The sequence below is a fragment of the Streptomyces sp. CRN 30 genome (genome assembly GCF_034105845.1).
In genome coordinates, this window is record NZ_JAVRHI010000400.1 from 1 (window position 1) to 21936 (window position 21936).

The window sequence follows — 21936 nt, forward strand, 5'->3', positions numbered from 1 at the left end:
CACGCGCGGGTGCCCCGCCCGTCCGCCACGCGCGCGTGCCCCGGACCGCCACCCGCGCGTGCCCGCCGATCCGCCACGCGCGCGTGGCGGAGTCCGTACCGCCGCGGTCTGATCGCGGCCTGATCCGCACTGGTGCGGGAACGCCCGGCGGCCGGTAAGCTATGTCGGCTGCGTTCGCGCCTTACCGCGCGTGTGGCACACCCGCACCGCGTTCCGCTGTGCCCTCACCCGGGCGCACCGAGCCGAGCCGCATTCGGAGACCCCGTTGCCCAGCCCCTACAGCGCCCTGTTCGCCGCCCCCGGCTCCAGGCGTTTCTCCGCCGCGGGCTTCCTCGGCCGGATGCCGCTGTCGATGATGGGCATCGGCGTGGTGACCATGGTGTCGCAGCTCACCGGGCGGTACGGGCTGGCCGGCGCGCTCTCGGCCACCATCGCGCTGGCCGCCGCCGTGTGCGGGCCGCAGGTCTCGCGGCTGGTGGACCAGTACGGGCAGCGGCGGGTGCTGCGCCCGGCGACGCTGGTCTCGCTGAGCGCGGCGACACTGCTGCTGCTCGCGGCGCACTACCGCTGGCCGGACTGGGTGCTGTTCGTGGCGTGCGTCGGCATCGGCTGCGTGCCGAGCGTGGGCGCGATGGTCCGCTCCCGCTGGGCGGCCCTGTACCGGGGCACCCCGCAGCTGCACACCGCGTACAGCTTCGAATCGGTCGTCGACGAGGTCTGCTTCATCTTCGGGCCGATCATCTCCATCGGCCTGAGCACGGCCTGGTTCCCGGAGGCGGGACCGATGCTGGCCGCCTGCTTCCTGGCCGTCGGCGTCTTCTGGCTGACCGCGCAGCGCGCCACCGAGCCGGTGCCGCACCCGCGTGAGCAGCGCGGCGGCGGCAGCGCCCTGCGCTCCCGCGGGCTGCGGGTCTTCGTGAGCACGTTCGTGGCCGCCGGCGCGGTCTTCGGGTCGATCGACGTGGTCACCGTGGCGTTCGCCGAGGAGGAGGGCCACAAGGCCGCCGCGAGCCTGGTCCTCGCCGTCTACGCGGCGGGGTCGTGCGTGGCGGGCATGGTCTTCGGGCTGATGCGCTTCGCGGGACCGCCGGAACGCCGCTGGCTGCTGGGTGTCTGCGCGATGGCCGTGAGTATGATCCCACTCCTACTGGTCGGAAACCTGCCGTCTCTGGCCGTGGCGCTGTTCGTGGCGGGTCTGTCCATCGCTCCGACGATGATCACGACGATGTCCCTCATCGAAGAGCACGTACCACGCGCACGGCTCACCGAGGGCATGACCTGGGTGAGCACCGGCCTCGCGGTCGGCGTCGCGCTCGGCTCCTCCGTGGGCGGCTGGGTGATCGACGCGGCGGGGGCGCGCGCTGGGTACGGGGTTCCGGCGGTGGCCGGGGCCGTCGCGCTGGCGGTCGGTTTCCTCGGGTTCCGCCGGCTGAAGCGGCCGGCCGCGGGTCGGGGAGGCGTCGTTGAGCACCACAGCGAGCGGCAGGAACGGCACATGGCGTAACTGGGGCGGCACGGTCCGCTCGCGCCCCGCGCGGGAGGCCGCCCCCGCCTCCGTCGAGGAACTGGCCGCCGCCGTGCGCCGGGCCGCCGAGGACGGCCTGCCGGTCAAGGCCGTCGGCGCCGGGCACTCGTTCACGGCCATAGCGGCCACCGACGGCCTGCTGATACGTCCGCACCTGCTGACCGGCATCCGCCGGGTCGACCGGGACGCGATGACCGTCACGGTGGAAGCCGGCACCCCGCTCAGGCGGCTCAACCTGGCGCTCGCGCGGGAGGGCCTGTCGCTGGCCAACATGGGCGACATCATGGAGCAGACCGTCTCCGGGGCGACCGGCACCGGCACCCACGGCACGGGCCGCGACTCCGCCTCCATCGCCGCCCAGATCCGTGGACTTGAGCTGGTCACCGCCGACGGCTCCGTGCTGACCTGCTCGGAGAAGCAGCACCCGGAGGTCTTCGCGGCGGCCCGCGTCGGCCTCGGCGCGCTGGGCGTCGTCACCGCGATCACCTTCGCCGTGGAGCCGCTCTTCCTGCTCACGGCCCGCGAGGAACCGATGCCGCTGGACACGGTGCTCGCCCGCTTCGACGAACTGTGGGCGGAGAACGAGCACTTCGAGTTCTACTGGTTCCCGCACACGGGCAACACCAACACCAAACGCAACAACCGCAGCGCGGGCCCGGAACGGCCGGTGGGCCGGCTGCGCGGTCTCTACGAGGACGAGTTCCTCTCCAACGGCGTCTTCCAGGCGGCCAACTGGGTCGGCCGCGCCGCGCCCGCCACGATCCCGGCGCTCGCCCGGGTCTCCAGCAGGGCGCTGTCCGCGCGCACCTACACGGACATCCCGTACAAGGTCTTCACGTCACCGCGCAGAGTGCGGTTCGTGGAGATGGAGTACGCCGTCGCGCGCGAGGCCGTCGTCGGGACGCTGCGCGAGCTGAAGGCGATGGTGGACCGGTCGCGGCTGCGGATCAGCTTCCCGGTGGAGGTGCGCACCGCCCCGGCCGACGACATCACGCTCTCCACCGCCTCCGGCCGGGACACCGCGTACATCGCCGTCCACATGTTCCGCGGCACGCCGTTCCGGTCCTACTTCACCGCCGCCGAGCAGATCTTCACCGCGCACGAGGGCCGGCCGCACTGGGGGAAGCTGCACACCCGGGACGCGGAGTACCTCTCCCGGGTGTACCCGCGCTTCGGCGAGTTCACGGCGCTGCGGGATCGTCTTGATCCTGATCGCCGGTTCCGGAACGACCATCTGCGGAGGATCCTGGGGTCGTAGCCGACTCCCCCGGGTCCGCGGTGGCCCCGGTGTCCTGCCCGTCGCCGGTGCTCGGGGTGGGCGTCGGGGTGGCCGACGTACCGCCCTCCTCGCTCCCGGTGGAGTCTTCGGCGGTGCCGTCGTCCGACGAGGTGCCGTCCTCCCCGGTGCCCGCCGAGCCGGACGGGGTGGCCGTCGGGGAGCCGGCGTCGGAACCGGAGCCGGCCGACCCGTCCGGGTCCGCGGACGGCGACGAGTCGCCGCCGTCGGTGTCACCGGTGTCGGTGCCGGAGTCGTCCGAGCCGGAGGACGAGCCGCTGTGGCCGGACAGCGCGTCGCGCACGGTCGTGCTGCCGCCGCCGCTCAGGTTGTGGCCCGAGACCAGTTCGTAGGTGGTGATGCCGCCCATGGTGACGCCGAAGACGACGGCGGCGGCGATCAGCGGCCGCTTCCAGCTCTTGACGCGCGCGCGGTAGACCGTGCCCTCGCCGAACTCGCCCGGACCGGGCGCCACGCGCGTGCCGGTCGCGGTCGCCGCGCCGGCCGCGGCCACGGTGACCCTCGGCTGTTCCGCGGTGCGCCGCTCCTTCAACTGCTCCCCGGTGCGCCGGAAGAAGTGCTGGAAGAGCGTGCCACCGCAGGTGGCGACGATACTGACCACTCCCGCGCCGAGGATCGTGCCGTAGACGCCGAAGGACGAGGCGAGCTTGGCGGCGATCACGGCCGCCAGCGCGCTCCCCGCGACCTGCGGCACGCTCAGATCGATCCGCCCGCGCGCATCGTCGGACCTTTCCCGCATCACCGGTCCTTACCTGTCTTTTCGAACATGGGCCAACAACTGCACGAGAAGGGGACGTACGGACGAAACCTTTAGTTCCGTTTCTGGTGATTGCGTGAAGTACGCCACCCGGACGATCACGGCAGGGAGCCGCAAGGGGCCGGACGACCCTCTTGCGGGGGAAATCGGACGGCGCGCCGATCCACGCACGTGGCCCGAATGGAGTACTGTTGCGAGCCCTGGGTCCGGACTCCCGTCAGGGAGAACAGACCCGGCAAGGACCGCCGGGAGGGGGCTAGTTGCACTGGGTGACCGATATGATCACTCAGCGTTGCGAACAGGTAACCGTGCCATAACGGCGTTCCTGGGCCCGCGCCCGACACGCCGGGCAACTCGGCAAGGTTGTGGCAGGCTGCACCCGGGCAGGCCACACTCGACAGAGCGGAAGCAGCGACGCACGTGACGTCGGCAGGCACCACCCGGGAGGTCCCCATGCCCGAACTGCGTGTCGTGGCCGTCTCGAATGACGGCACACGGCTGGTGCTGAAGGCTGCCGACTCGACGGAGTACACGCTTCCGATCGACGAGCGTCTCCGCGCCGCCGTACGCGGCGACCGTCCCCGCCTCGGCCAGATCGAGATCGAGGTGGAGAGCCATCTCCGCCCCCGTGACATCCAGGCGCGGATACGAGCCGGTGCGACCGCGGAAGAGGTCGCCCAGATGGCCGGTATCCCGGTCGACCGCGTACGCCGGTTCGAGGGACCCGTCCTCGCCGAGCGCGCCTTCATGGCCGAGCGGGCCCGCAAGACCCCCGTCCGCCGCCCCGGCGAGAACTCCGGCCCGCCGCTCGGCGAGGCCGTCCAGGAGCGGCTGCTGCTGCGCGGCGCCGACAAGGACACCGTCCAGTGGGACTCCTGGCGCCGCGACGACGGCACCTGGGAGGTCCTGCTGGTCTACCTGGTCGCGGGCGAACCGCACTCGGCGAGCTGGACCTACGACCCGCCCCGGCGGCTGGTCCAGGCCGTCGACGACGAGGCGCGCGCGCTGATCGGCGAGTCCGACGACCTCGCCGCGCCCGAGCCCAGCTTCCCCTTCGTCCCGCGCATCGCCCGGCTGCCCCGCGACCGTCCGCTGGACCGGCCAGGCGACCGGGAGCGGCCGAGCCTGCCCGCACCGCCGGAGCCGGCCGCCGAGGAGAGTGCCGGTGACCGGGACTCGCTGACCAGCCTGCTGGAGGCGGTGCCGAGTTTCCGGGGCGACCTGGTCGTGCCCGAGCGTCCGTCCGTCGCGCCGGAACCCGTCGAGGAGCCGGTGGAGGAGCCGGAGGCCGAGGAGCCCCCGGCCCCCGCGGCGTCCGCCGGGGCCGGCTCGGCCTACGCCGACGTGCTCATGCCGCGCTCGGTCACGAGCCACCGCGACCGGCTCACCGGCACCACCGACCGCCAGGCCGAGGCCGACGGCGTCCGCCCCGGGCGCCGCGCGGCGGTCCCGAGCTGGGACGAGATCGTGTTCGGCACGCGGCGCAAGAAGCAGGAGTAGACGCCGGTACGGCGTCCACTCCGCCCGGTCCTCAGCTCGGGTCAGGTCCGGTGGCGACCGGTCGCTCCGGATCCGCCGACCACTGGGACCAGGACCCGACGTACAGGTCGGCGGGGATGCCCGCCACCGCCAGGGCCAGTACCTCGTGGGCCGCCGACACGCCCGAGCCGCAGTACACGCCCACCGCGTTCTCGCCGGTGGCGCCCAGCTTCTCGAAACGGGCCCGCAGTTCGGCGGCGGGCAGGAACAGGCCGTCCGCCGTCACGTTCTCGGCCGTCGGGGCCGACACGGCGCCCGGGATGTGGCCGCCGACCGGGTCGATCGGCTCGACCTCGCCCCGGTAACGCTCCCCCGCGCGGGCGTCCAGCAGCAGCCCGGACACGGCCAGCGCACCGGCCGCGTCCGCGTCGAGCAGGCCGGTCGCCGCCGGTACCGGCTCGAAGTCGCCCCGCGCCGGACGCGGCTCGTCGGTCGTGAGCGGCCCCTCCCAGGCCGCCAGTCCGCCGTCGAGGACCCGTACGTCCGGGTGGCCCGTCCAGCGCAGCAGCCACCAGGCGCGGGCCGCCGCCCAGCCCTGTCCGCCGTCGTACACGACGACCGGCCGTCCGGCCGACACGCCCGCCCGGCGCATCGCGGCGCCGAACACGTCGAGGTCCGGCAGCGGATGACGGCCGCCGGCACCGGGCGCGGAGGCCAGCTCCCGGTCCAGCTCGACGTGGACCGCGCCGGGCAGGTGGCCCGCGGCGTACTCGGCCCGGCCGTCGAACGGCGGCGCGCCGGGCGTGGTCAGCCGCCAGCGGATGTCGAGCAGCACCGGCGGGTCGTCGCCCGACAGGTCGTGGCCGAGGTCGGACGCGGAGATGATGACGTTCATGCCCCCATCCTGGCGCACCGGCTGGCCGACGGATCGCTGTCGGGTTAATCTGCCCGCCGGACAGTACCGATCACGAGGTGTACGGGAACGGGCACGTTCTGTACAGCCTGTCGACACCCGTCAACCAGCGTGCGGAGAAGAGCGACGATGACCGAGTCACGGGGACCGGCCGCCGACCGCGACGGCGACCAGAACACCCGGCGCGCGCCCGGCACCCCCTGCTGGGTGAGTCTCATGGTGCACGGACCGGAAGCGACCCAGGCGTTCTACGGGGCGCTGTTCGGCTGGGAGTTCAGGCCCGGCCCTCAGCAGCTCGGACCGTACGTACGGGCCGTGCTGGACGGGAACGAGGTGGCGGGCATCGGGCAGCTGCCGCCGGACCGGCACCTTCCCGTGGCGTGGACGCCGTACCTCGCCTCCGACGACGTGGACCGCACGGCCGACGCGGTCCGGCTGTGCGGCGGGACGGTCGGGGTGGGACCGCTCGACGCGGCCGACGCCGGGCGCATGGCGATCGCCTCCGATCCGGCCGGTGCCGTCTTCGGCATCTGGCAGGCGGCGGCCCACCTCGGCACCGCCGTCACCGGCGTGCCGGGCACCCCCGCCTGGAACGAACTGGTCACCTATGAGTCGGCGTCCGTCGCGAAGTTCTACGAGACGGCGTTCGGGCACGCGCAGAAGGCGGTGGCCGCCGCCGACCGGGACTACGTGACGCTGCACGTCGACGGCCGTCCCGTCGCCGGGGTCCGGGGCGTCGGCGACGCGCTCCCCCGCGACCGGGGGCCGCACTGGGTGACGTACTTCGAGACGGCCGACGCGGACGCCTCGGTGCGGCTCCTCACCGAGCTGGGCGGGCATGTCCTGGAGCCGGTGCGGGACACGCCGCGGGGGCGGGTGGCGAGGGTGGCGGACCCGGAGGGGGCGCGGTTCGCGCTGTTGCAGAGCCGGGCGCGGTAGGCGGTAGGCGGTCGGCGGTTCGGCGGGTGCGGGTCCGGGCGTCAGCCCTGGGTGACCGGCAGGACGTCCGGGGAGAGGGCCGCCGCGTGTGCCGAGGCGCTCGTCATCCGGCGCCGGTGGTGGCGCCGGCACAGGACCTCGTAACCGACCTCGTCGAGCGACTGGTTGACGTCGCCCACGACGACCTGGGCGCCCTCGACGACCATCGCGCCGCCCACCGTACGGGCGTTGTGGGTGGCGCGGGCGCCGCACCAGCACAGGGCCTCGACCTGGAGGACCTCGACCCGGTCGGCGAGTTCGACCAGGCGCTGGGAGCCGGGGAAGAGTTTGGAGCGGAAGTCGGTGGTGATGCCGAACGCGTACACGTCGAGGTCGAGGTCGTCGACCGCGCGGGCGAGCTGGTCGATCTGCTCAGGCGCCAGGAACTGCGCCTCGTCGGCGATCACGTAGTCCGCGCGGCCGCCCTGCGAGAGGTGGTCGACGAGGTACGCGTAGAGGTCGGTGCCGTCCTCCACCTCGACCGCGTCGGTGACCAGGCCGAGCCGGGAGGAGAGCTTGCCCTCGCCGGCGCGGTCGTCCCGGGTGAAGATCATGCCGACCAGGCCGCGTGCCGAGCGGTTGTGCTCCATCTGGAGAGCCAGGGTCGACTTCCCGCAGTCCATCGTTCCGGAGAAGAACACCAGCTCGGGCATGGTCGGTCGAGCACCTTTCACAGCAGGGGAAACGGGAGGTCAGGAACGTGCTTCGAGGAGCGGGACCAGTTGTTCGGCGGGGGTCATCGAGCCGTGGTTGCCGACCATCGCCGACTCCTTCGGCTCCCGCTCGGAGGCGATGAGCAGGACGTCGTCGCGGGCGGCGGCGACGACGTCGCCGATGCGGGGACGGACCCGGTCGTCGACGTGCGGTCCGAACCAGCCCGCCTCGATCGCCTCGTCGCGCGAGGCCACCCAGAACTGCTCGCCGATCACCTCGCGCCAGCAGGTGAGGACGTCGTTGCGGGCGCCGGGGACGGCGTAGACGTGGCGGGCGCGGCCCTCGCCGCCGAGGAGGGCGACGCCGGCGCTCAGCTCCCAGTCCTCGTCGAAGTCGATGCGGTGCTCCTCGCCGAACGGCACGTCGACCATGCCGTGGTCGGCGGTGACGTAGAGCGCGCTGCGGCGCGGCAGTTGCTCGGCCAGGCGCTGGACGAGCCGGTCGACGTGGCTGAGCCGGCCGCGCCACTCGTCGGAGTCGACGCCGAAGCGGTGGCCGGCGCCGTCGACCTCCGAGTAGTAGGTGTAGACGAGGGCCCGGTCGGCGGCGGCGAGCTGCTCGGCGGCCAGGTCCATGCGCTCCTCGCCGGAGAGCCGGCCGAGGAAGGTGCCGCCGCTGAGCGCGACCTTGGTCAGCGGGGTGTTCTGGAAGTTCGGCGCGGAGACCTGTACGGCGCGGACCCCGGCGTCGTGGGCGAGCTGGAAGACGGTGGGGTGCGGCTGCCACACGTGCGGGTCGGTCCACGGCTGCCAGCGCAGCTGGTTCATCAGCTCGCCGGTGGCGGGGTTGCGGGCGCTGTAGCCGGGCAGGCCGTGGGCGCCGGGCGGCAGTCCGGTGCCGACGGAGGCCAGCGAGGTCGCGGTGGTCGCCGGGAAGCCGGCGGTGATCGGGCGGCCGGTGCCGCCGCGCGAGCTGTCGAGGAGCGACGTCATGAACGGCGCGTACTCGGGGTGGGCGCGGAGCTGCTCCCAGCCGAGGCCGTCGATCAGGAAGACGCAGGTGCGGTCGGCGGGGGTCAGTTCGGTGATCGAGGCGGTCGTGCCGGGGACCTCCATGCCGGCGGCCAGCGTGGGCAGCAGGTCGGCGAGGGAGCCGCTGCCGTACTCCGGGACGGGCGCGGAGGCGAGGGGCAGGGGTTCGGGGTCGGCGTCCCAGCCGGTGGGGACGGGCGCGAAGTGCCCTCGGTCGTGGGCGGCTCTGGGAGACGGGTGGGACATCAGCGCGCGGTGTCCGCGGTCGCCTCGGAGAGGGCCTGGGCGAAGGCGAGGGCCTGCCGCACGGTCTCCGGTCCGTCGCCGGCCTCGCTGACGCGCAGGCTGAGGTCGTCGGCGGTCGAGCTGCCCGTGTAGCCGTGGTCGGCCTCGCAGTTGGGGTCGCCGCAGGCGGCGGGCTCCAGGTCGATGCGGGAGACGGCGCCCCAGCCGATGGTCAGCACGATCTCGCGGGGCAGCGTGCCCGGCGTGTACTGCTCGGGGTTGGCGACGACCCGGCTGACGACGACGGACGAGATCCGGCCGATGCGGACGGACTCCGTGGACGTCGTGGCGTAGGGCGAGGGGGAGGTGTCGTCGGCGGCCTGCTCGTCGGTGTGGCTGACGATGAAGCGGTTGCCGGTGAGGACCAGCACGGTGACGTGCCGCCGTACTTCGTTCTGGTCGAAGGTGGTCTCCTGGTGGACCAGGTACGACCGGATGGGCTCGCCGCCCACGGCGGCCTCCACCGCCTCGGCCACGAGGGCCGGGTAGTAGCCGCTGCGCTCGATCGCCGCACGCAGCCCCTGGGTCGTCGTACTGGTCTTGGCCATGTCGTCCATCCTACGGGGACCCACTGACTGCACGGGACGGCAGTGACGGTGCGGGCGCCCGCCGCGAAGGGGTGTGCCGCGGGGCGGTCAGTACGCGGGGAGGGTGCGGGGGCCGAGGTCGTCCCTGGCGGGCGGCGGTGCGAGGCGTACGGAGGCGCCGAGGACGCTGAGGCCGCGCGGGGCGACGACCACCGGCTCCAGCGTGACGGCGACGACCTCGGGGTGGTCGTCGACGAGGCGGGAGACGCGCTGGAGCAGTTCCTCCAGGGCGGCGGTGTCCACGGGGTCCGAGCCGCGCCAGCCGAAGAGGAGCGGAGCCGTCCGTATCGAACGGATGAGCGAAGCCGCGTCCCGGTCGGTGACCGGGACCAGTCGGTGCGCCGTGTCGCCGAGCAGCTGGGTGGCGGCTCCGGCGAGCCCGAAGGAGAGCACGGCCCCGGCCGCCGGGTCGATGACGGCGCGGACGACCGTGTCGACCCCGCGCGGTGCCATGGCCTGCACGACCGGCCGCAGCTCGACGGGCGACCCGAACAACTCGGTCAACTCCTCGTACGCCCGGCGCAGTTGTTCCTCGTCCGCCAGGTCGAGGCGTACGCCGCCGAGGTCCGCGCGGTGGCGCAGGTGGGGGGCGGTGGCCTTCAGGGCGACGGGCCAGCCGAGGGTACGGGCGGCGGCGACGGCCTCGTCGGGGGTGGGGGCGGGCAGCGCGCGGTGGACGCGGACGCCGTAGTGGCCGAGCAGCTCGCAGGTGTCCCGGGGGCCGAGGGTGAGGCTCTCCCCGCGCGCGAGGAGGCCGCCGATGAGGTCGGCGGCGCCCTTCTCGTCGACGTCGTCGTACTCCGGCACCTTGCCCGGTTCGGCGGTGTCGTGCCGCCACCGGGCGTAGGCGACGGCGTGCGCGAGCGCGCGGACGGCGCGTTCGGCGGCGGGGTAGGCGGGGATGAGGTGGGTGCCGTCGGGCGGGGTGCCGACGGGGGCCGGGGCGTCGGCCGGAGCGGGCAGGGCGTCGGCGAGGGCGGTCGGCGGTGCCGTGCTGGTCGCCGCCGAGAGGGCTTCCGCGAGGCCGCCCAGTTCGACGTGAACGACGAGGACGGGCTTGGCGGGAGCCGCCGCGGCGGCCGACCGGAGGGCCTCGGCGAGTGCGGCGTCTCCCGCCGCCCCCTCGCCGACGGCCGGTATCGCCGTCACCACCACGGCGTCGCAGTCGTCGTCGGCCAGGGCGCGGGCGAGCGCCGCGCGGAAGTCCGCCGGGGAGGCCGCCGTGGTCAGGTCCCGCGGCGGCAGCGGGCGCAGGCCCTCGGAGAGACACGCGTCGTGGGTCAGCAGGCCGAGCGACTCGGAGTTGCCGAGGATCGCCACGCGTCCCCCGGCGGGCAGCGGCTGCCGGGCGAGCAGCAGGCCCGCGTCGACCAGTTCGGTGATCGTGTCGACGCGGATCACCCCGGCCTGCCGCAGCAGGGCGGAGACCGTGGCGTGCGGCAGCCGGGTGGCGCGTACGGGGTGGCCCTGCGGTGCCGTGCCGCCGTGCCGGGCGCCCTGGACGACGACCAGCGGTTTGACGGCCGCCGTACGGCGCGCGAGGCGGGTGAACTTGCGGGGGTTGCCGATGGACTCCAGGTACATGAGCACGACGTCGGTGCCGGGGTCGTCGTACCAGTACTGCATGACGTCGTTGCCGGAGACGTCGGCCCGGTTGCCGGAGGAGACGAACGTCGAGACGCCGGTCACGCCGGTGACGCCGCCGCCGCGCCGGTGCAGCCGGGAGAGCAGGGCGATGCCGATCGCGCCGGACTGGGCGAACAGACCGATCCGGCCGGGGCGCGGCATCTCGGGGGCGAGGGAGGCGTTGAGCCGCACGGCGGGCGAGGTGTTGACGACCCCGAAGGCGTTGGGCCCGATGATCCGCATGCCGTACGCGCGCGCATGCCGCACGAGGGCGCGCTGGCGTTCGCGTCCCTCGGGACCGCTCTCGGCGTACCCGGCGGAGATCACGACCAGGCCCCGCACCCCGTGCCGGCCGCACTCGGTGACGACCTCGTCGACCTGCCCGGCGGGGACGGCGACGACCGCGAGGTCCACGGGGCCGTCGATCTCCTGGACGGAGCGGTGGGCGGGTACGCCGTCCACTTCCTCGCGCTCCTTGTCGAAGGCCCGGTTCACGGCGTACAGCCGGCCGGTGAAGCCGGCGTCCCGGATGTTGCCGAGGACAGCCCGGCCGACGCCGCCGGGGGTGCGGCCGACGCCGATGACGGCGACCGAGCCGGGGGTGAGCAGCCGCTGCACGGAGCGGCCCTCGGCGCGCTGTTCGCGCGCGTACTGCACGGCGAGCGAGCGGCCGGTGGGCGCGAGGCCGAACTCCAGGCGGACGACGCCGTCCTCGAAGCTGCGCTTCTGGGTGTACCCGGCGTCCGTGAACACCTTGATCATCTTGGTGTTGGCGGGGAGCACCTCGGCGGCGAAGCGGCGGATGCCGCGCTCCCGGGCGACCGCGGCGATGTGTTCGAGGAGCGCGGAGGCGACGCCGCGGCCCTGGTGGGCGTCCTGGACGAGGAAGGCGACCTCGGCCTCGTCGGCCGGGGCGTGCGCGGGGGTGCCGTCGGCGCCGATCCGGTCGTAGCGCACGGTGGCGATGAACTCGCCGCCCACCGTGGCCGCGAGGCCGACCCGGTCCACGAAGTCGTGGTGGGTGAAGCGGTGGACGTCCTTGGCGGACAGCCGGGGGTAGGGCGCGAAGAAGCGGTAGTACTTGGACTCGTCCGAGACCTGCTCGTAGAAGCTGACCAGGCGCTCGGCGTCGTCGGCGGTGATGGGACGCACGCGCGCGGTGCCGCCGTCGCGCAGCACCACGTCGGCCTCCCAGTGGGCGGGGTACTCGTGCCGGTCCGACGCGGTCTCCATGGGGCCCAGCGTACGGCTCGCGTCCGCGTGCGGCGCGGGGCAGTCTGGGGCAGTCCCCGGGGACCGTCGGGCCGCCGCCCGGCGAGCGACCGGGTCGCCGGGGTGCCCGGGGGCACACCGTACGGTATGGAAAACTGGTCTAGACAACCTGAACAGCTGAAGGGCAGCAACACATGGCTGAGCGCCGCGTCAACGTCGGCTGGGCCGAGGGCCTCCACGCCCGCCCCGCCTCCATCTTCGTCCGGGCCGCCACGGCCACCGGCGTCCCGGTGACGATCGCAAAGGCCGGCGGCGACCCTGTCACTCCCGTCAACGCGGCCTCCATGCTGGCCGTGCTGGGCCTGGGCGCCCAGGGCGGCGAGGAGATCATCCTCGCCTCGGAGGCCGAGGGCGCGGACGCGGCCCTGGACCGGCTGGCGAAGCTGGTCGCCGAGGGGCTGGGGGAGCTTCCGGAGACCGTCTGAGCCACGGGCGTACGACGGCGGAGCCGTGCCGGTCCCTTTCCGGGGGCGGTACGGCTTCTTCTTTTCCCCGCACCGCACCGTGCGCGGGAATTGTTCCGGCGCCCGCGAGAACAATAAAAGGGCAGCAGAAAATGACCCCGTCGAATTGCTTCTCTTTGTATACGGCGGCCGTGTTAATGCCGGAGGCTCGGCATGTTTACGGGACGTTGCGAGTTCCTCACACGCTCCGCGCGTTCCGCCCCCGGGGCCAGCCGCAGGCGGTGCGAGGCCGTCGACCGCTCGGTGTGCAGCGCGGTGAGCGACCGGGCGCGCTCGCTGTCGCCGCGGGCCACCGCGTCCACGATCGCGCCGTGCTCCGCCCAGGACTCCACCGGGCCGGCCGGCGGCGCCTCCACCGTGTACATCCAGGCGATGCGGTGCCGCAGCTGGGTCAGGGCCGAGGTCAGCGCGGGGCTCCCCGCGGCCTGCGCGAGCGTCTCGTGGAACCAGCCGCCCAGCGAGCGCAGGTCGTCGCTGTTGCCCCGCCTGGCCCGCTCCTGCCCCAGGCGCACCAGGCCCCGCAGCACCTTCAGATGGGCCTCGGTGCGGCGCTGCGCGGCGCGGGCGGCGCCGAGGGGCTCCAGCAGCAGCCGCATCTCCAGCAGATCGGCGGCCTCCTGCTCCGTCGGTTCCGCGACGCACGCGCCGGCGTGCCGCCGGGTCACCACGAAGCCCTCGGCCTCCAGGGTCCGCAGGGCCTCGCGCACGGGGACGCGGGAGACGCCGTAGCGGCGCGCGAGCAGTTCCTCGGTGAGCCGGCTGCCGCGCTCGTAGACACCGGCGACGATGTCGTCCCGGATCGCCGTGCACACCGAGTGCGCCGGAATACGCATGACCGACCTCCGCCTTAGCCGCTGTTAATCCCCGTGAAACGTCGACGATTGACGCGTGTTCAGTGATGCTATTCCAATGTGCCGCACTTTCCGATGGCGGGTCGGATTGCTTGGCTGTTTTTGGTCACCTACGGGCCACAAGCGGGTCACATGCGGAAAGCCCCGGCTCGCGAGCCGGGGCTTTCGGGAGGTCGTGCGCCGTCAGACGGAGACGCCGTGGGAGCGGAGGTAGGCCACGGGGTCGATGTCCGAGCCGTACTCCGCGGTGGTGCGCGCCTCGAAGTGCAGGTGCGCCCCGGTGACGTTGCCGGTCGCGCCGGAGAGGGCGATCCGCTGGCCGGGGGTGACCGTCTGGCCCACGGAGACGCCGATGGACGACAGGTGGCCGTACTGCGTGTACGTACCGTCGTGCATCTTGATCACGACCTGGTTGCCGTACGCGCCACCCCAGCCGGCCTCGACGACGGTGCCGGCGCCGACCGCGTGCACGGTGGTGCCGGAGGCGGCGTGGAAGTCGATGCCGGTGTGCGAGCCGGAGGACCACAGGCCGCTGCTGGCCCGGTACGAGGTGGAGACGTAGGAGCCGCTGCTGGGCGCCACGAACGTGTTGAGGCGCTTGCGCTCGGCAGCGCGGGCGGCGCGCTCCTTGTCCTCGCGGGCCTGCTCGGCGGCCTCGGCGGCCCGCTCGCGGGCGGCTTCCTCGGCCTTGCGCTCGGCGGCGGCCTCCTCGGCGGCCAGCCGCTGGGCGGTGGCCTGCGCGTCGATCTGCTCGGCCACGGAGTCGCCGAGGGTGACGACCGGGGTGAGGCCGGTGTCCTCGGGCGACGGGGTGGCGGCCAGCGCCGGAGCGGCGAGGGTGCCGATGACGCCGGTGGTGGTGAGGGTCGCGACACCCGCCGCGCGGACGGTGGTGCGGTGAACCCGGCCGGGACGACGGTGCTTCCCGGTGGCGCGCGTGAACGCCATGTAGTGGCTGGTCCTTTCCTTCCCTCTCGCCTACCGGGTTAGCTGACGGGTTCGGAGCAGGAAGGTCTCCTACGGACCCCCTCGCTCACGCGCGGGCGTCCGATTCACCCCAGGGACTTGGATGGGTCCCCGGCTCCCCTGGCTCGCGCCGTACGGGGACTCGGCGATGACTGTCCGGTGCCGCGGGTGCGGCGCACTGCCTGACGGACAGCCCGGACGAAGCTAAGCGGGAGCGCTCCCCGTTCCCAAACGGATCATCGTTTTTGAGGCGTATCCCACAGGGCGAACAGGCAACCTCTCCCCCAATCCGGGCATAAGGCGGCCCCGGTGACACATCGGTCACCGGGGCCGTCACGCGCGCGTGGCGCTACTCGGCGGCGACGACGGTGACTTCACCGATGCCGAGTGCCTCCACGGGCTCCTTGATCTGCGCCGCGTCACCGACGAGCACGGTCACCAGGCGGTCCACCGGGAAGGCGTTGACGACCGCGGCGGTGGCCTCCACCGTGCCGGTGTCGGCGAGCCGCCGGTACAGCGTCGCCTGGTAGTCGTCGGGCAGGTGCTGCTCGACCTGGTCGGCCAGCGTGCCCGCGACGGCCGCCGCGGTCTCGTACTTCAGCGGCGCCACGCCCACCAGGTTCTGCACGGCGACGTCGCGCTCGGCGTCGGTGAGACCGCCCTCGGCGAGCGTGCGCAGCACCTTCCACAGGTCGTCCAGGGCGGGACCGGTGTTCGGGGTGTCCACCGAGCCGCTGATGGCGAGCATCGCGGCACCGGTGCCGTCGGGCGCGGAGCGCAGCACCTGGCCGAAGGCCCGGACGCCGTAGGTGTAGCCCTTCTCCTCGCGCAGGACGCGGTCCAGACGGGAGGTCAGGGTGCCGCCGAGGCAGTACGTGCCGAGCACCTGAGCGGGCCACGCGCTGTCGTGCCGGTCGGGTCCGGTGCGGCCGATCAGCAGCTGCGTCTGCACGGAGCCGGGGCGGTCCACGATGACGACGCGGCCGGTGTCGTCGGAGGTCACCGGGGGCACGGGGCGCGGCTCGGCGGCCGACCCCGTCCAGGAGCCGAGCGTGTCGTCGAGGAGCGCGTCGAGGTCCGTGCCGGTGAGGTCGCCGACGACCACGGCGGTGGCCGTGGCGGGCCGTACGTGCTTCTCGTAGAAGGCGCGCACGGCCGCGGAGTCGATGCCGGAGACGGTCTCCTCGCTGCCCTGGCGCGGGCGCGACATGCGGGAGTCCGCCGGGAACAGCTCCTTGGAGAGTTCCTTGGCGGCCCGGCGCGAGGGGTTGGCCATCTCGTGCGGGATCTCGTCGAGGCGGTTGCGTACCAGGCGCTCGATCTCGCTGTCCGCGAAGGCGGGGGCCCGCAGCGCGTCGGCGACCAGGCCGAGCGCCTTGGCCAGGCGGGAGACGGGCACTTCGAGACTGACCCGTACGCCGGGGTGGTCGGCGTGGGCGTCCAGGGTGGCGCCGCAGCGCTCCAGTTCGGCGGCGAACTCCTCCGCGGAGTGCTTGTCGGTGCCCTCGGAGAAGGCCCGCGCCATGATGGTGGCGACGCCGTCGAGGCCGGCCGGTTCGGCCTCCAGGGGGGCCTGGAGGAAGACCTCCACGGCGACGACCTGCTGGCCGGGGCGGTCGCAGCGCAGCACCGTCAGGCCGTTGCCGAGCGTGCCGCGCTCGGGGGCGGGGAAGGCCCAGGGCTTGGCGTCGCCCGCCTGCGGCCGGGGGTGGAACTCCATGGTGGCGAGCTCGGTCACTGGGCCGCCTCCTCACTGGCTTCGGTGGCTTCGCTGTCTTCGGTGGCTTCGGTGGCTTCGACGGCTCCGGGGGCGGTGGGCTCGTAGACGAGCACCGCGCGGTTGTCGGGGCGCAGGCGGGCCTTGGCGACCTCCTGGACCTCCTCGGCGGTCACCTCCAGCACGCGGCCGACCGCCGTCAGGGCCAGCTGCGGGTCACCGAACAGGACGGCGTACCGGCAGAGTTCGTCGGCGCGGCCGGCGACCGTGCCGAGCCGGTCCAGCCACTCGCGCTCCAGCTGGGCCTGGGCGCGCTCCATCTCCTCGGCGGTGGGGCCCTCCTCGGCGAACCGGGCCAGCTCCTCGTCGATGGCGGCCTCGATGACCGGCACCTCGACGTCACCGGAGGTCTTCACGTCCAGCCAGCCCAGCGACGGGGCGCCGGCGAGCCGCAGCAGACCGAACCCGGCCGCGACGGCCGTACGGTCGCGCCGCACCAGCCGGTTGTAGAGGCGGGAGGACTCGCCGCCGCCGAGGACGGTGAGGGCCAGGTCGGCCGCGTCGGCCTCGCGCGTGCCGTCGTGCGGCAGGCGGTAGGCGGCCATCAGCGCCCGCGCGGGGACCTCTTCCTCGATGACCTCGCGCAGCTGGGAGCCCATCACCTCGAGCAGCGAGCCGTCCCGGGGGGCGGGCTTGCCGTCGTGCGAGGCGATCGAGCCGAAGTACTTCTCGACCCAGGCCAGCGTCTGCTCCGGGTCGATGTCGCCGACCACCGACAGCACCGCGTTGTTCGGCGCGTAGTAGGTGCGGAAGAACGCGCGGGCGTCCTCCAGGGTGGCGGCGTCCAGGTCGGCCATGGAGCCGATCGGGGTGTGGTGGTAGGGGTGGCCCTCCGGGTAGGCGAGGGCGGTGAGCCGCTCGAACGCCGTGCCGTAGGGGACGTTGTCGTAGCGCTGGCGGCGCTCGTTCTTGACGACGTCCCGCTGGTTCTCCATCGACTCCTCGTCGAGGGCGGAGAGCAGCGAGCCCATGCGGTCGGCCTCCAGCCAGAGGGCGAGCTCCAGCTGGTGGGTGGGCATGGTCTCGAAGTAGTTGGTGCGCTCGAAACTGGTGGTGCCGTTGAGGGAGCCACCGGCGCCCTGCACCAGTTCGAAGTGGCCGTTGCCCTTGACCTGGGCGGAGCCCTGGAACATCAGGTGCTCGAAGAGGTGGGCCAGTCCGGTACGCCCCTCGACCTCGTGGCGGGAGCCGACGTCGTACCAGAGGCACACCGCTGCGACCGGGGTCAGGTGGTCCTCGGAGAGCACCACGCGCAGGCCGTTGGCCAGGCGGTGCTCGGTCGCTGTCAGGCCGCCGGAGCCTGCCTCGGCTGTGGCCGTGTGACCCATGGGCATGTACGTCCCTTCGATCGCGGAAACTGTGGACGGAGACCGTGGACGGAATCACCGGCCCCCACCGCATCACTGGTCGGAACTGCGGAATTCCTACCGATCCTGCCACTGTATGCAAGCGCGCGGACCGCCGGTGGAGTTCCCGGTCCGCGTACGCCGAGAGCGAGCACGCGCGCGGGGCGGTCGCCGGGCGCGCCGCCGTGCGGAGGGCTGACTTCCACGGCCGGGACGGGTGTGGACGGGGCGGGCGCGCGAGGCGGGCGGGACCGAGGGCGTACCCTGCGGGCAGCACCGGGCCGGGCAGCCCGCGAACGGGTCCTGGTCGGTCGCTGTCAGTGCCGCGGTCCACAATGGACGCGTCAGTTCACCGTTCACGCTTCAGCAAGGAGCCGGCAGCGATGGCCCGCCGTAGTACGAAGACCCCGCCGCCCGACGACCCGTACGAGGAGAAGATCCTCGACATCGACGTCGTCGACGAGATGCAGGGTTCCTTCCTGGAGTACGCCTACTCGGTCATCTACTCCCGTGCCCTGCCGGACGCACGCGACGGACTGAAGCCGGTGCACCGCCGCATCGTCTACCAGATGAACGAGATGGGCCTCAGGCCCGAGCGCGGCTACGTCAAGTGCGCGAGGGTCGTCGGCGAGGTGATGGGCAAGCTCCACCCGCACGGCGACGCGTCGATCTACGACGCCCTGGTGCGCATGGCCCAGCCGTTCTCCATGCGTGTGCCGCTCGTGGACGGCCACGGCAACTTCGGCTCCCTGGGCAACGACGACCCGCCGGCCGCCATGCGGTACACCGAGTGCCGGATGGCCGAGGCGACCAGCCTGATGACGGAGTCGATCGACGAGGACACCGTCGACTTCGCCCCGAACTACGACGGCCAGGAGCAGGAGCCGCAGGCGCTGCCCGCCGCCTTCCCCAACCTGCTGGTCAACGGGGCCTCCGGCATCGCGGTCGGCATGGCCACCAACATGCCGCCGCACAACCTGCGCGAGGTCATCGCCGCCGCCCGTCACCTGATCCGGTATCCGAACGCGGATCTGGAGACGCTGATGAAGCACGTCCCCGGACCCGACCTGCCCACCGGCGGCCGGATCGTCGGCATGCCCGGCATCCGGGACGCCTACGCGACCGGCCGCGGCACGTTCAAGATCCGCGCGACGGTGTCGGTGGAGCCGGTGACGGCCCGCCGCAAGGGCCTGGTCGTCACCGAGCTGCCCTTCGCCGTCGGCCCGGAGAAGGTGATCGCCAAGATCAAGGACCTGGTCGGCTCGAAGAAGCTCCAGGGCATCGCGGACGTCAAGGACCTCACCGACCGCGAGCACGGCCTGCGCCTGGTCATCGAGATCAAGAACGGCTTCGTGCCGGAGGCGGTCCTGGAGCAGCTCTACAAGCTGACGCCGATGGAGGAGTCCTTCGGCATCAACAACGTCGCCCTGGTGGACGGCCAGCCCCTCACCCTGGGGCTGAAGGAGCTCCTGGAGGTCTATCTCGACCACCGCTTCGACGTCGTGCGACGGCGCAGCGAGTTCCGCCGCACCAAGAAGCGGGACCGGCTGCACCTGGTCGAGGGCCTGCTCATCGCGCTCGTCGACATCGACGAGGTGATCCGCCTCATCCGCTCGTCCGACAACTCCGCGCAGGCCAAGGAGCGGCTGATCGAGCGCTTCTCGCTGAGCGACGTGCAGACGCAGTACATCCTCGACACGCCGCTGCGCCGGCTGACCCGGTTCGACCGCATCGAGCTGGAGACCGAGAAGGACCGGCTGAACGCCGAGATCGACGAGCTGACCGCGATCCTCGACTCCGACGCGGAGCTGCGCAAGCTGGTCTCGGCGGAGCTGGCGGCGGTGTCCAAGAAGTTCGGCACCGACCGCCGTACGGTGCTGCTGGAGTCGTCGGCCTCCCCGGTGACGCCGGTGTCGCTGCAGGTGGCGGACGACCCGTGCCGGGTGCTGCTGTCCTCGACCGGGCTGCTGGCCCGTACGGTCAACGGCGAGCCGTTCGCCTCGGACGGCGGCGGCAAGCGCGTGAAGCACGACGTGATCGTCTCGGCGGTGCCGGCCACGGCCCGCGGCGAGGTGGGCGTGGTGACCTCCGCGGGGCGCCTGCTGCGGATCAACGTCGTCGATCTGCCGCAGCTGCCCGCGGAGATGCCCACGCCGAACCTGGCGGGCGGCGCGCCGCTGGCGGAGTTCGTCTCCCTGGAGGACGACGAGACGGTCGTCTGCCTGACCACGCTGGACGAGTCCTCGCCGGGTCTCGCGCTCGGCACGGAGCAGGGCATCGTCAAGCGCGTGGTGCCGGACTACCCGTCCAACAAGGACGAGCTGGAGGTCATCACCCTCAAGGAGGGGGACCGGATCGTCGGCGCGATCGAGCTGCGGACCGGCGAGGAGGACCTGGTCTTCATCGCCGACGACGCCCAACTGCTGCGTTACCAGGCCTCGCAGGTGCGTCCGCAGGGGCGGCCGGCGGGCGGTGTGGCCGGCATCAAGCTGACCGAGGGCGCGAAGGTCATCTCGTTCACGGCGGTCGACCCGGCGGTGGACGCGGTGGTGTTCACGGTGGCGGGTTCGCGCGGGACGCTGGACGACTCGGTGCAGACGACGGCGAAGCTGACGCCGTTCGACCAGTACCCGCGCAAGGGCCGGGCCACCGGCGGGGTGCGCTGCCAGCGGTTCCTCAAGGGCGAGGACTGCCTGGCGCTGGCCTGGGCGGGCCCGGCACCGGCCCACGCCGCGCAGAAGAACGGCTCGCCGGTCCGGCTTCCGGACATCGACCCGCGCCGCGACGGGTCGGGAGTGTCCCTGTCGAAGACGGTGTCGGTGGTGGCGGGCCCGGCCTAGGCGGCGGACCCCGGCTCCGCAGGTTCCTCCGGGTCCTCCGGGTCCGCCTCGGGCTCGTCGGGGTCCTCGGCGCCCTGTACGTAGCGCAGGACGCCCCACATGCCGTGCTCGTCGGCGTGCGGGGCGTGGTGCGCGCAGTCCTGGAGTTCCCTGGTGAGGGCGGGTGCGTCGATGCCGGAGCCGATGAGGACCAGCTGGGTCAGCCGCTCGCCGTCAGCCGGCCAGGGCTCGGGGTAGAAGCGCAGGAACCGTCCGACGGCGTGGACGAGGTACCGGTTGCGCGGGTCGTACGGACCGAGATCGACGTACCCCTTGATCCGGTACAGGCCCTCGGACCGGCTGTCGAGGAACCGCATCAGGCGGCGGGGGTCGAGCGGCACGTCGGAGACGAAGGACAGGCTGTCGTAGGCGGCGTGCAGGTGGGTGGCGTGCTCGTGCTCGCGGCCCTCCCCGTCGTGCGGGTCGTGCAGGTCGTCGAAGGACAGCTGCCCGATCCGCTCCTCGGAGGGACGGCAGTCGAACAGGAACTCCGGGTCGATCCGGCCGTAGGTGGCCGGGACGACGGCGGCGCGGTCGGTGAGCGAGCCGACGAGGTCCAGGACGCGGTCGCCGTCGACGGCGCGGTCGAGCTTGTTGACGACGACGAGGTCGGCGAGGGCGAGGTGCCGGTCGATCTCGGGGTGCCGGGCCCGGGTGGCGTCGAACTCGGCGGCGTCGACCACCTCGACCAGGCCGCCGTAGACGATGCCGGTGAGTTCGCTGGTGAGCAGCATGCGCACCAGTTCCTGGGGTTCGGCGAGGCCGCTGGCCTCGATGACGACGACGTCGACGCCGGTCTCGGGCCGGGCGAGCCGCTCCAGGTAGACGTCCAGCTCACCGGGGTCCACGGCGCAGCACAGGCAGCCGTTGCCGAGGGAGACGGTGGAGTCCCCGAGCGCTCCGGCCACGGCCATCGCGTCGATCTCGATGGCACCGAAGTCGTTGACGACCGCGCCGATCCGGCTGCCGCCGGAGCGATGGAGCAGGTGGTTGAGGAGCGTGGTCTTACCGGACCCGAGAAATCCGGCGAGGATGACGACCGGGATCTGGGGGGTCGGGGGGTGCGAGGGGTCCGTTGTGCCCGTGGGGTCCGGGGGAAGCGTGTCGTGCGGGGGATACGAGGGGTGCCCCAAGGTGGTGCCTTTCTCCACGCCTGCGAGTACGTCCGCGCAGGTCCGGCCAGGACCGGGACGCGCGCGCCGCCCCAGGATAAGAGCCGGACACGAGCCGCCGGAAACGCCGCGAAGTG

At 73.1% G+C, this 21936-nt stretch carries 17 protein-coding genes and 1 riboswitch; of the genes, 6 read left to right on the forward strand and 11 right to left on the reverse strand.

Annotated features, from left to right (window positions below):
• Nucleotides 1-265: 265 nt before the first annotated feature.
• Both UW392_RS43680 and UW392_RS43685 read left to right on the forward strand, forming a co-directional pair.
• Nucleotides 266-1504, forward strand: a complete 1239-nt coding sequence (locus UW392_RS43680; protein WP_320780873.1) for an MFS transporter — start codon at nt 266-268, stop codon at nt 1502-1504.
• Nucleotides 1464-2783: a D-arabinono-1,4-lactone oxidase gene (locus tag UW392_RS43685; RefSeq protein ID WP_320780874.1), complete on the forward strand. Its 1320-nt coding sequence runs from the start codon at nt 1464-1466 to the stop codon at nt 2781-2783. The genes UW392_RS43680 and UW392_RS43685 overlap by 41 nt, the downstream gene beginning before the upstream one ends.
• On the opposite strand, the gene UW392_RS43690 is transcribed toward UW392_RS43685, so the two are convergent.
• On the reverse strand, nt 2707-3561 hold the full coding sequence (locus tag UW392_RS43690; protein ID WP_320780875.1) for a hypothetical protein: 855 nt from the start codon (nt 3559-3561) through the stop codon (nt 2707-2709). The two genes, UW392_RS43685 and UW392_RS43690, sit on opposite strands and share 77 nt — an antisense overlap.
• 471 nt (nt 3562-4032) lie before the next feature.
• Between UW392_RS43690 and sepH the strand changes: the two genes are divergently transcribed.
• Nucleotides 4033-5079, forward strand: a complete 1047-nt coding sequence (sepH, locus tag UW392_RS43695) for a septation protein SepH (protein WP_320780876.1) — start codon at nt 4033-4035, stop codon at nt 5077-5079.
• A 31-nt stretch (nt 5080-5110) separates the two neighbouring features.
• Here the strand turns inward: sepH and UW392_RS43700 are convergent, their stop codons facing one another.
• Nucleotides 5111-5953, reverse strand: a complete 843-nt coding sequence (locus tag UW392_RS43700; protein WP_320780877.1) for a sulfurtransferase — start codon at nt 5951-5953, stop codon at nt 5111-5113.
• Between the two features lie 147 nt (nt 5954-6100).
• On the opposite strand from UW392_RS43700, the gene UW392_RS43705 reads away from it, so the two are divergent.
• Nucleotides 6101-6910, forward strand: coding sequence for a VOC family protein (locus UW392_RS43705; protein WP_320780878.1), 810 nt, complete (start codon nt 6101-6103; stop codon nt 6908-6910).
• 41 nt (nt 6911-6951) lie between these two features.
• Here UW392_RS43705 and UW392_RS43710 read toward each other — a convergent pair whose 3' ends face one another.
• The 4 genes from UW392_RS43710 to UW392_RS43725 form a co-directional block, all read right to left on the reverse strand.
• Nucleotides 6952-7602: a thymidine kinase gene (locus tag UW392_RS43710; protein WP_320780879.1), complete on the reverse strand. Its 651-nt coding sequence runs from the start codon at nt 7600-7602 to the stop codon at nt 6952-6954.
• 39 nt (nt 7603-7641) lie between these two features.
• Nucleotides 7642-8880: an alkaline phosphatase family protein gene (locus UW392_RS43715; RefSeq protein ID WP_320780880.1), complete on the reverse strand. Its 1239-nt coding sequence runs from the start codon at nt 8878-8880 to the stop codon at nt 7642-7644.
• Nucleotides 8880-9476, reverse strand: a complete 597-nt coding sequence (locus UW392_RS43720) for a DUF5998 family protein (RefSeq protein ID WP_320780967.1) — start codon at nt 9474-9476, stop codon at nt 8880-8882. The genes UW392_RS43715 and UW392_RS43720 overlap by 1 nt, the downstream gene beginning before the upstream one ends.
• Nucleotides 9477-9554: 78 nt before the next feature.
• Complete coding sequence (locus UW392_RS43725) at nt 9555-12365, reverse strand: GNAT family N-acetyltransferase (RefSeq protein WP_320780881.1); 2811 nt, start codon at nt 12363-12365, stop codon at nt 9555-9557.
• A gap of 173 nt (nt 12366-12538) precedes the next feature.
• On the opposite strand from UW392_RS43725, the gene UW392_RS43730 reads away from it, so the two are divergent.
• Nucleotides 12539-12829, forward strand: coding sequence for an HPr family phosphocarrier protein (locus UW392_RS43730; protein WP_320780882.1), 291 nt, complete (start codon nt 12539-12541; stop codon nt 12827-12829).
• A gap of 173 nt (nt 12830-13002) precedes the next feature.
• Here UW392_RS43730 and UW392_RS43735 read toward each other — a convergent pair whose 3' ends face one another.
• From UW392_RS43735 to UW392_RS43750, 4 genes are all read right to left on the reverse strand, one after another.
• Complete coding sequence (locus tag UW392_RS43735) at nt 13003-13701, reverse strand: GntR family transcriptional regulator (RefSeq protein ID WP_320780883.1); 699 nt, start codon at nt 13699-13701, stop codon at nt 13003-13005.
• A 201-nt stretch (nt 13702-13902) separates the two neighbouring features.
• On the reverse strand, nt 13903-14667 hold the full coding sequence (locus UW392_RS43740) for a M23 family metallopeptidase (protein WP_320780884.1): 765 nt from the start codon (nt 14665-14667) through the stop codon (nt 13903-13905).
• 12 nt (nt 14668-14679) lie between these two features.
• A riboswitch (cyclic di-AMP (ydaO/yuaA leader) is annotated at nt 14680-14843 on the reverse strand.
• A gap of 191 nt (nt 14844-15034) precedes the next feature.
• Nucleotides 15035-16423, reverse strand: coding sequence for a pitrilysin family protein (locus tag UW392_RS43745; protein WP_320780885.1), 1389 nt, complete (start codon nt 16421-16423; stop codon nt 15035-15037).
• Nucleotides 16420-17796, reverse strand: coding sequence for a pitrilysin family protein (locus UW392_RS43750; protein ID WP_320780886.1), 1377 nt, complete (start codon nt 17794-17796; stop codon nt 16420-16422). The genes UW392_RS43745 and UW392_RS43750 overlap by 4 nt, the downstream gene beginning before the upstream one ends.
• A gap of 395 nt (nt 17797-18191) precedes the next feature.
• Here UW392_RS43750 and UW392_RS43755 point away from each other — a divergent pair, with 395 nt between their 5' ends.
• A complete protein-coding gene (locus UW392_RS43755) occupies nt 18192-20648 on the forward strand; it encodes a DNA topoisomerase IV subunit A (RefSeq protein ID WP_320780887.1) in 2457 nt (818 codons plus the stop codon).
• Here UW392_RS43755 and UW392_RS43760 read toward each other — a convergent pair.
• Nucleotides 20645-21733: a GTP-binding protein gene (locus tag UW392_RS43760; RefSeq protein ID WP_320780968.1), complete on the reverse strand. Its 1089-nt coding sequence runs from the start codon at nt 21731-21733 to the stop codon at nt 20645-20647. The two genes, UW392_RS43755 and UW392_RS43760, sit on opposite strands and share 4 nt — an antisense overlap.
• Nucleotides 21734-21936 lie beyond the last annotated feature (203 nt).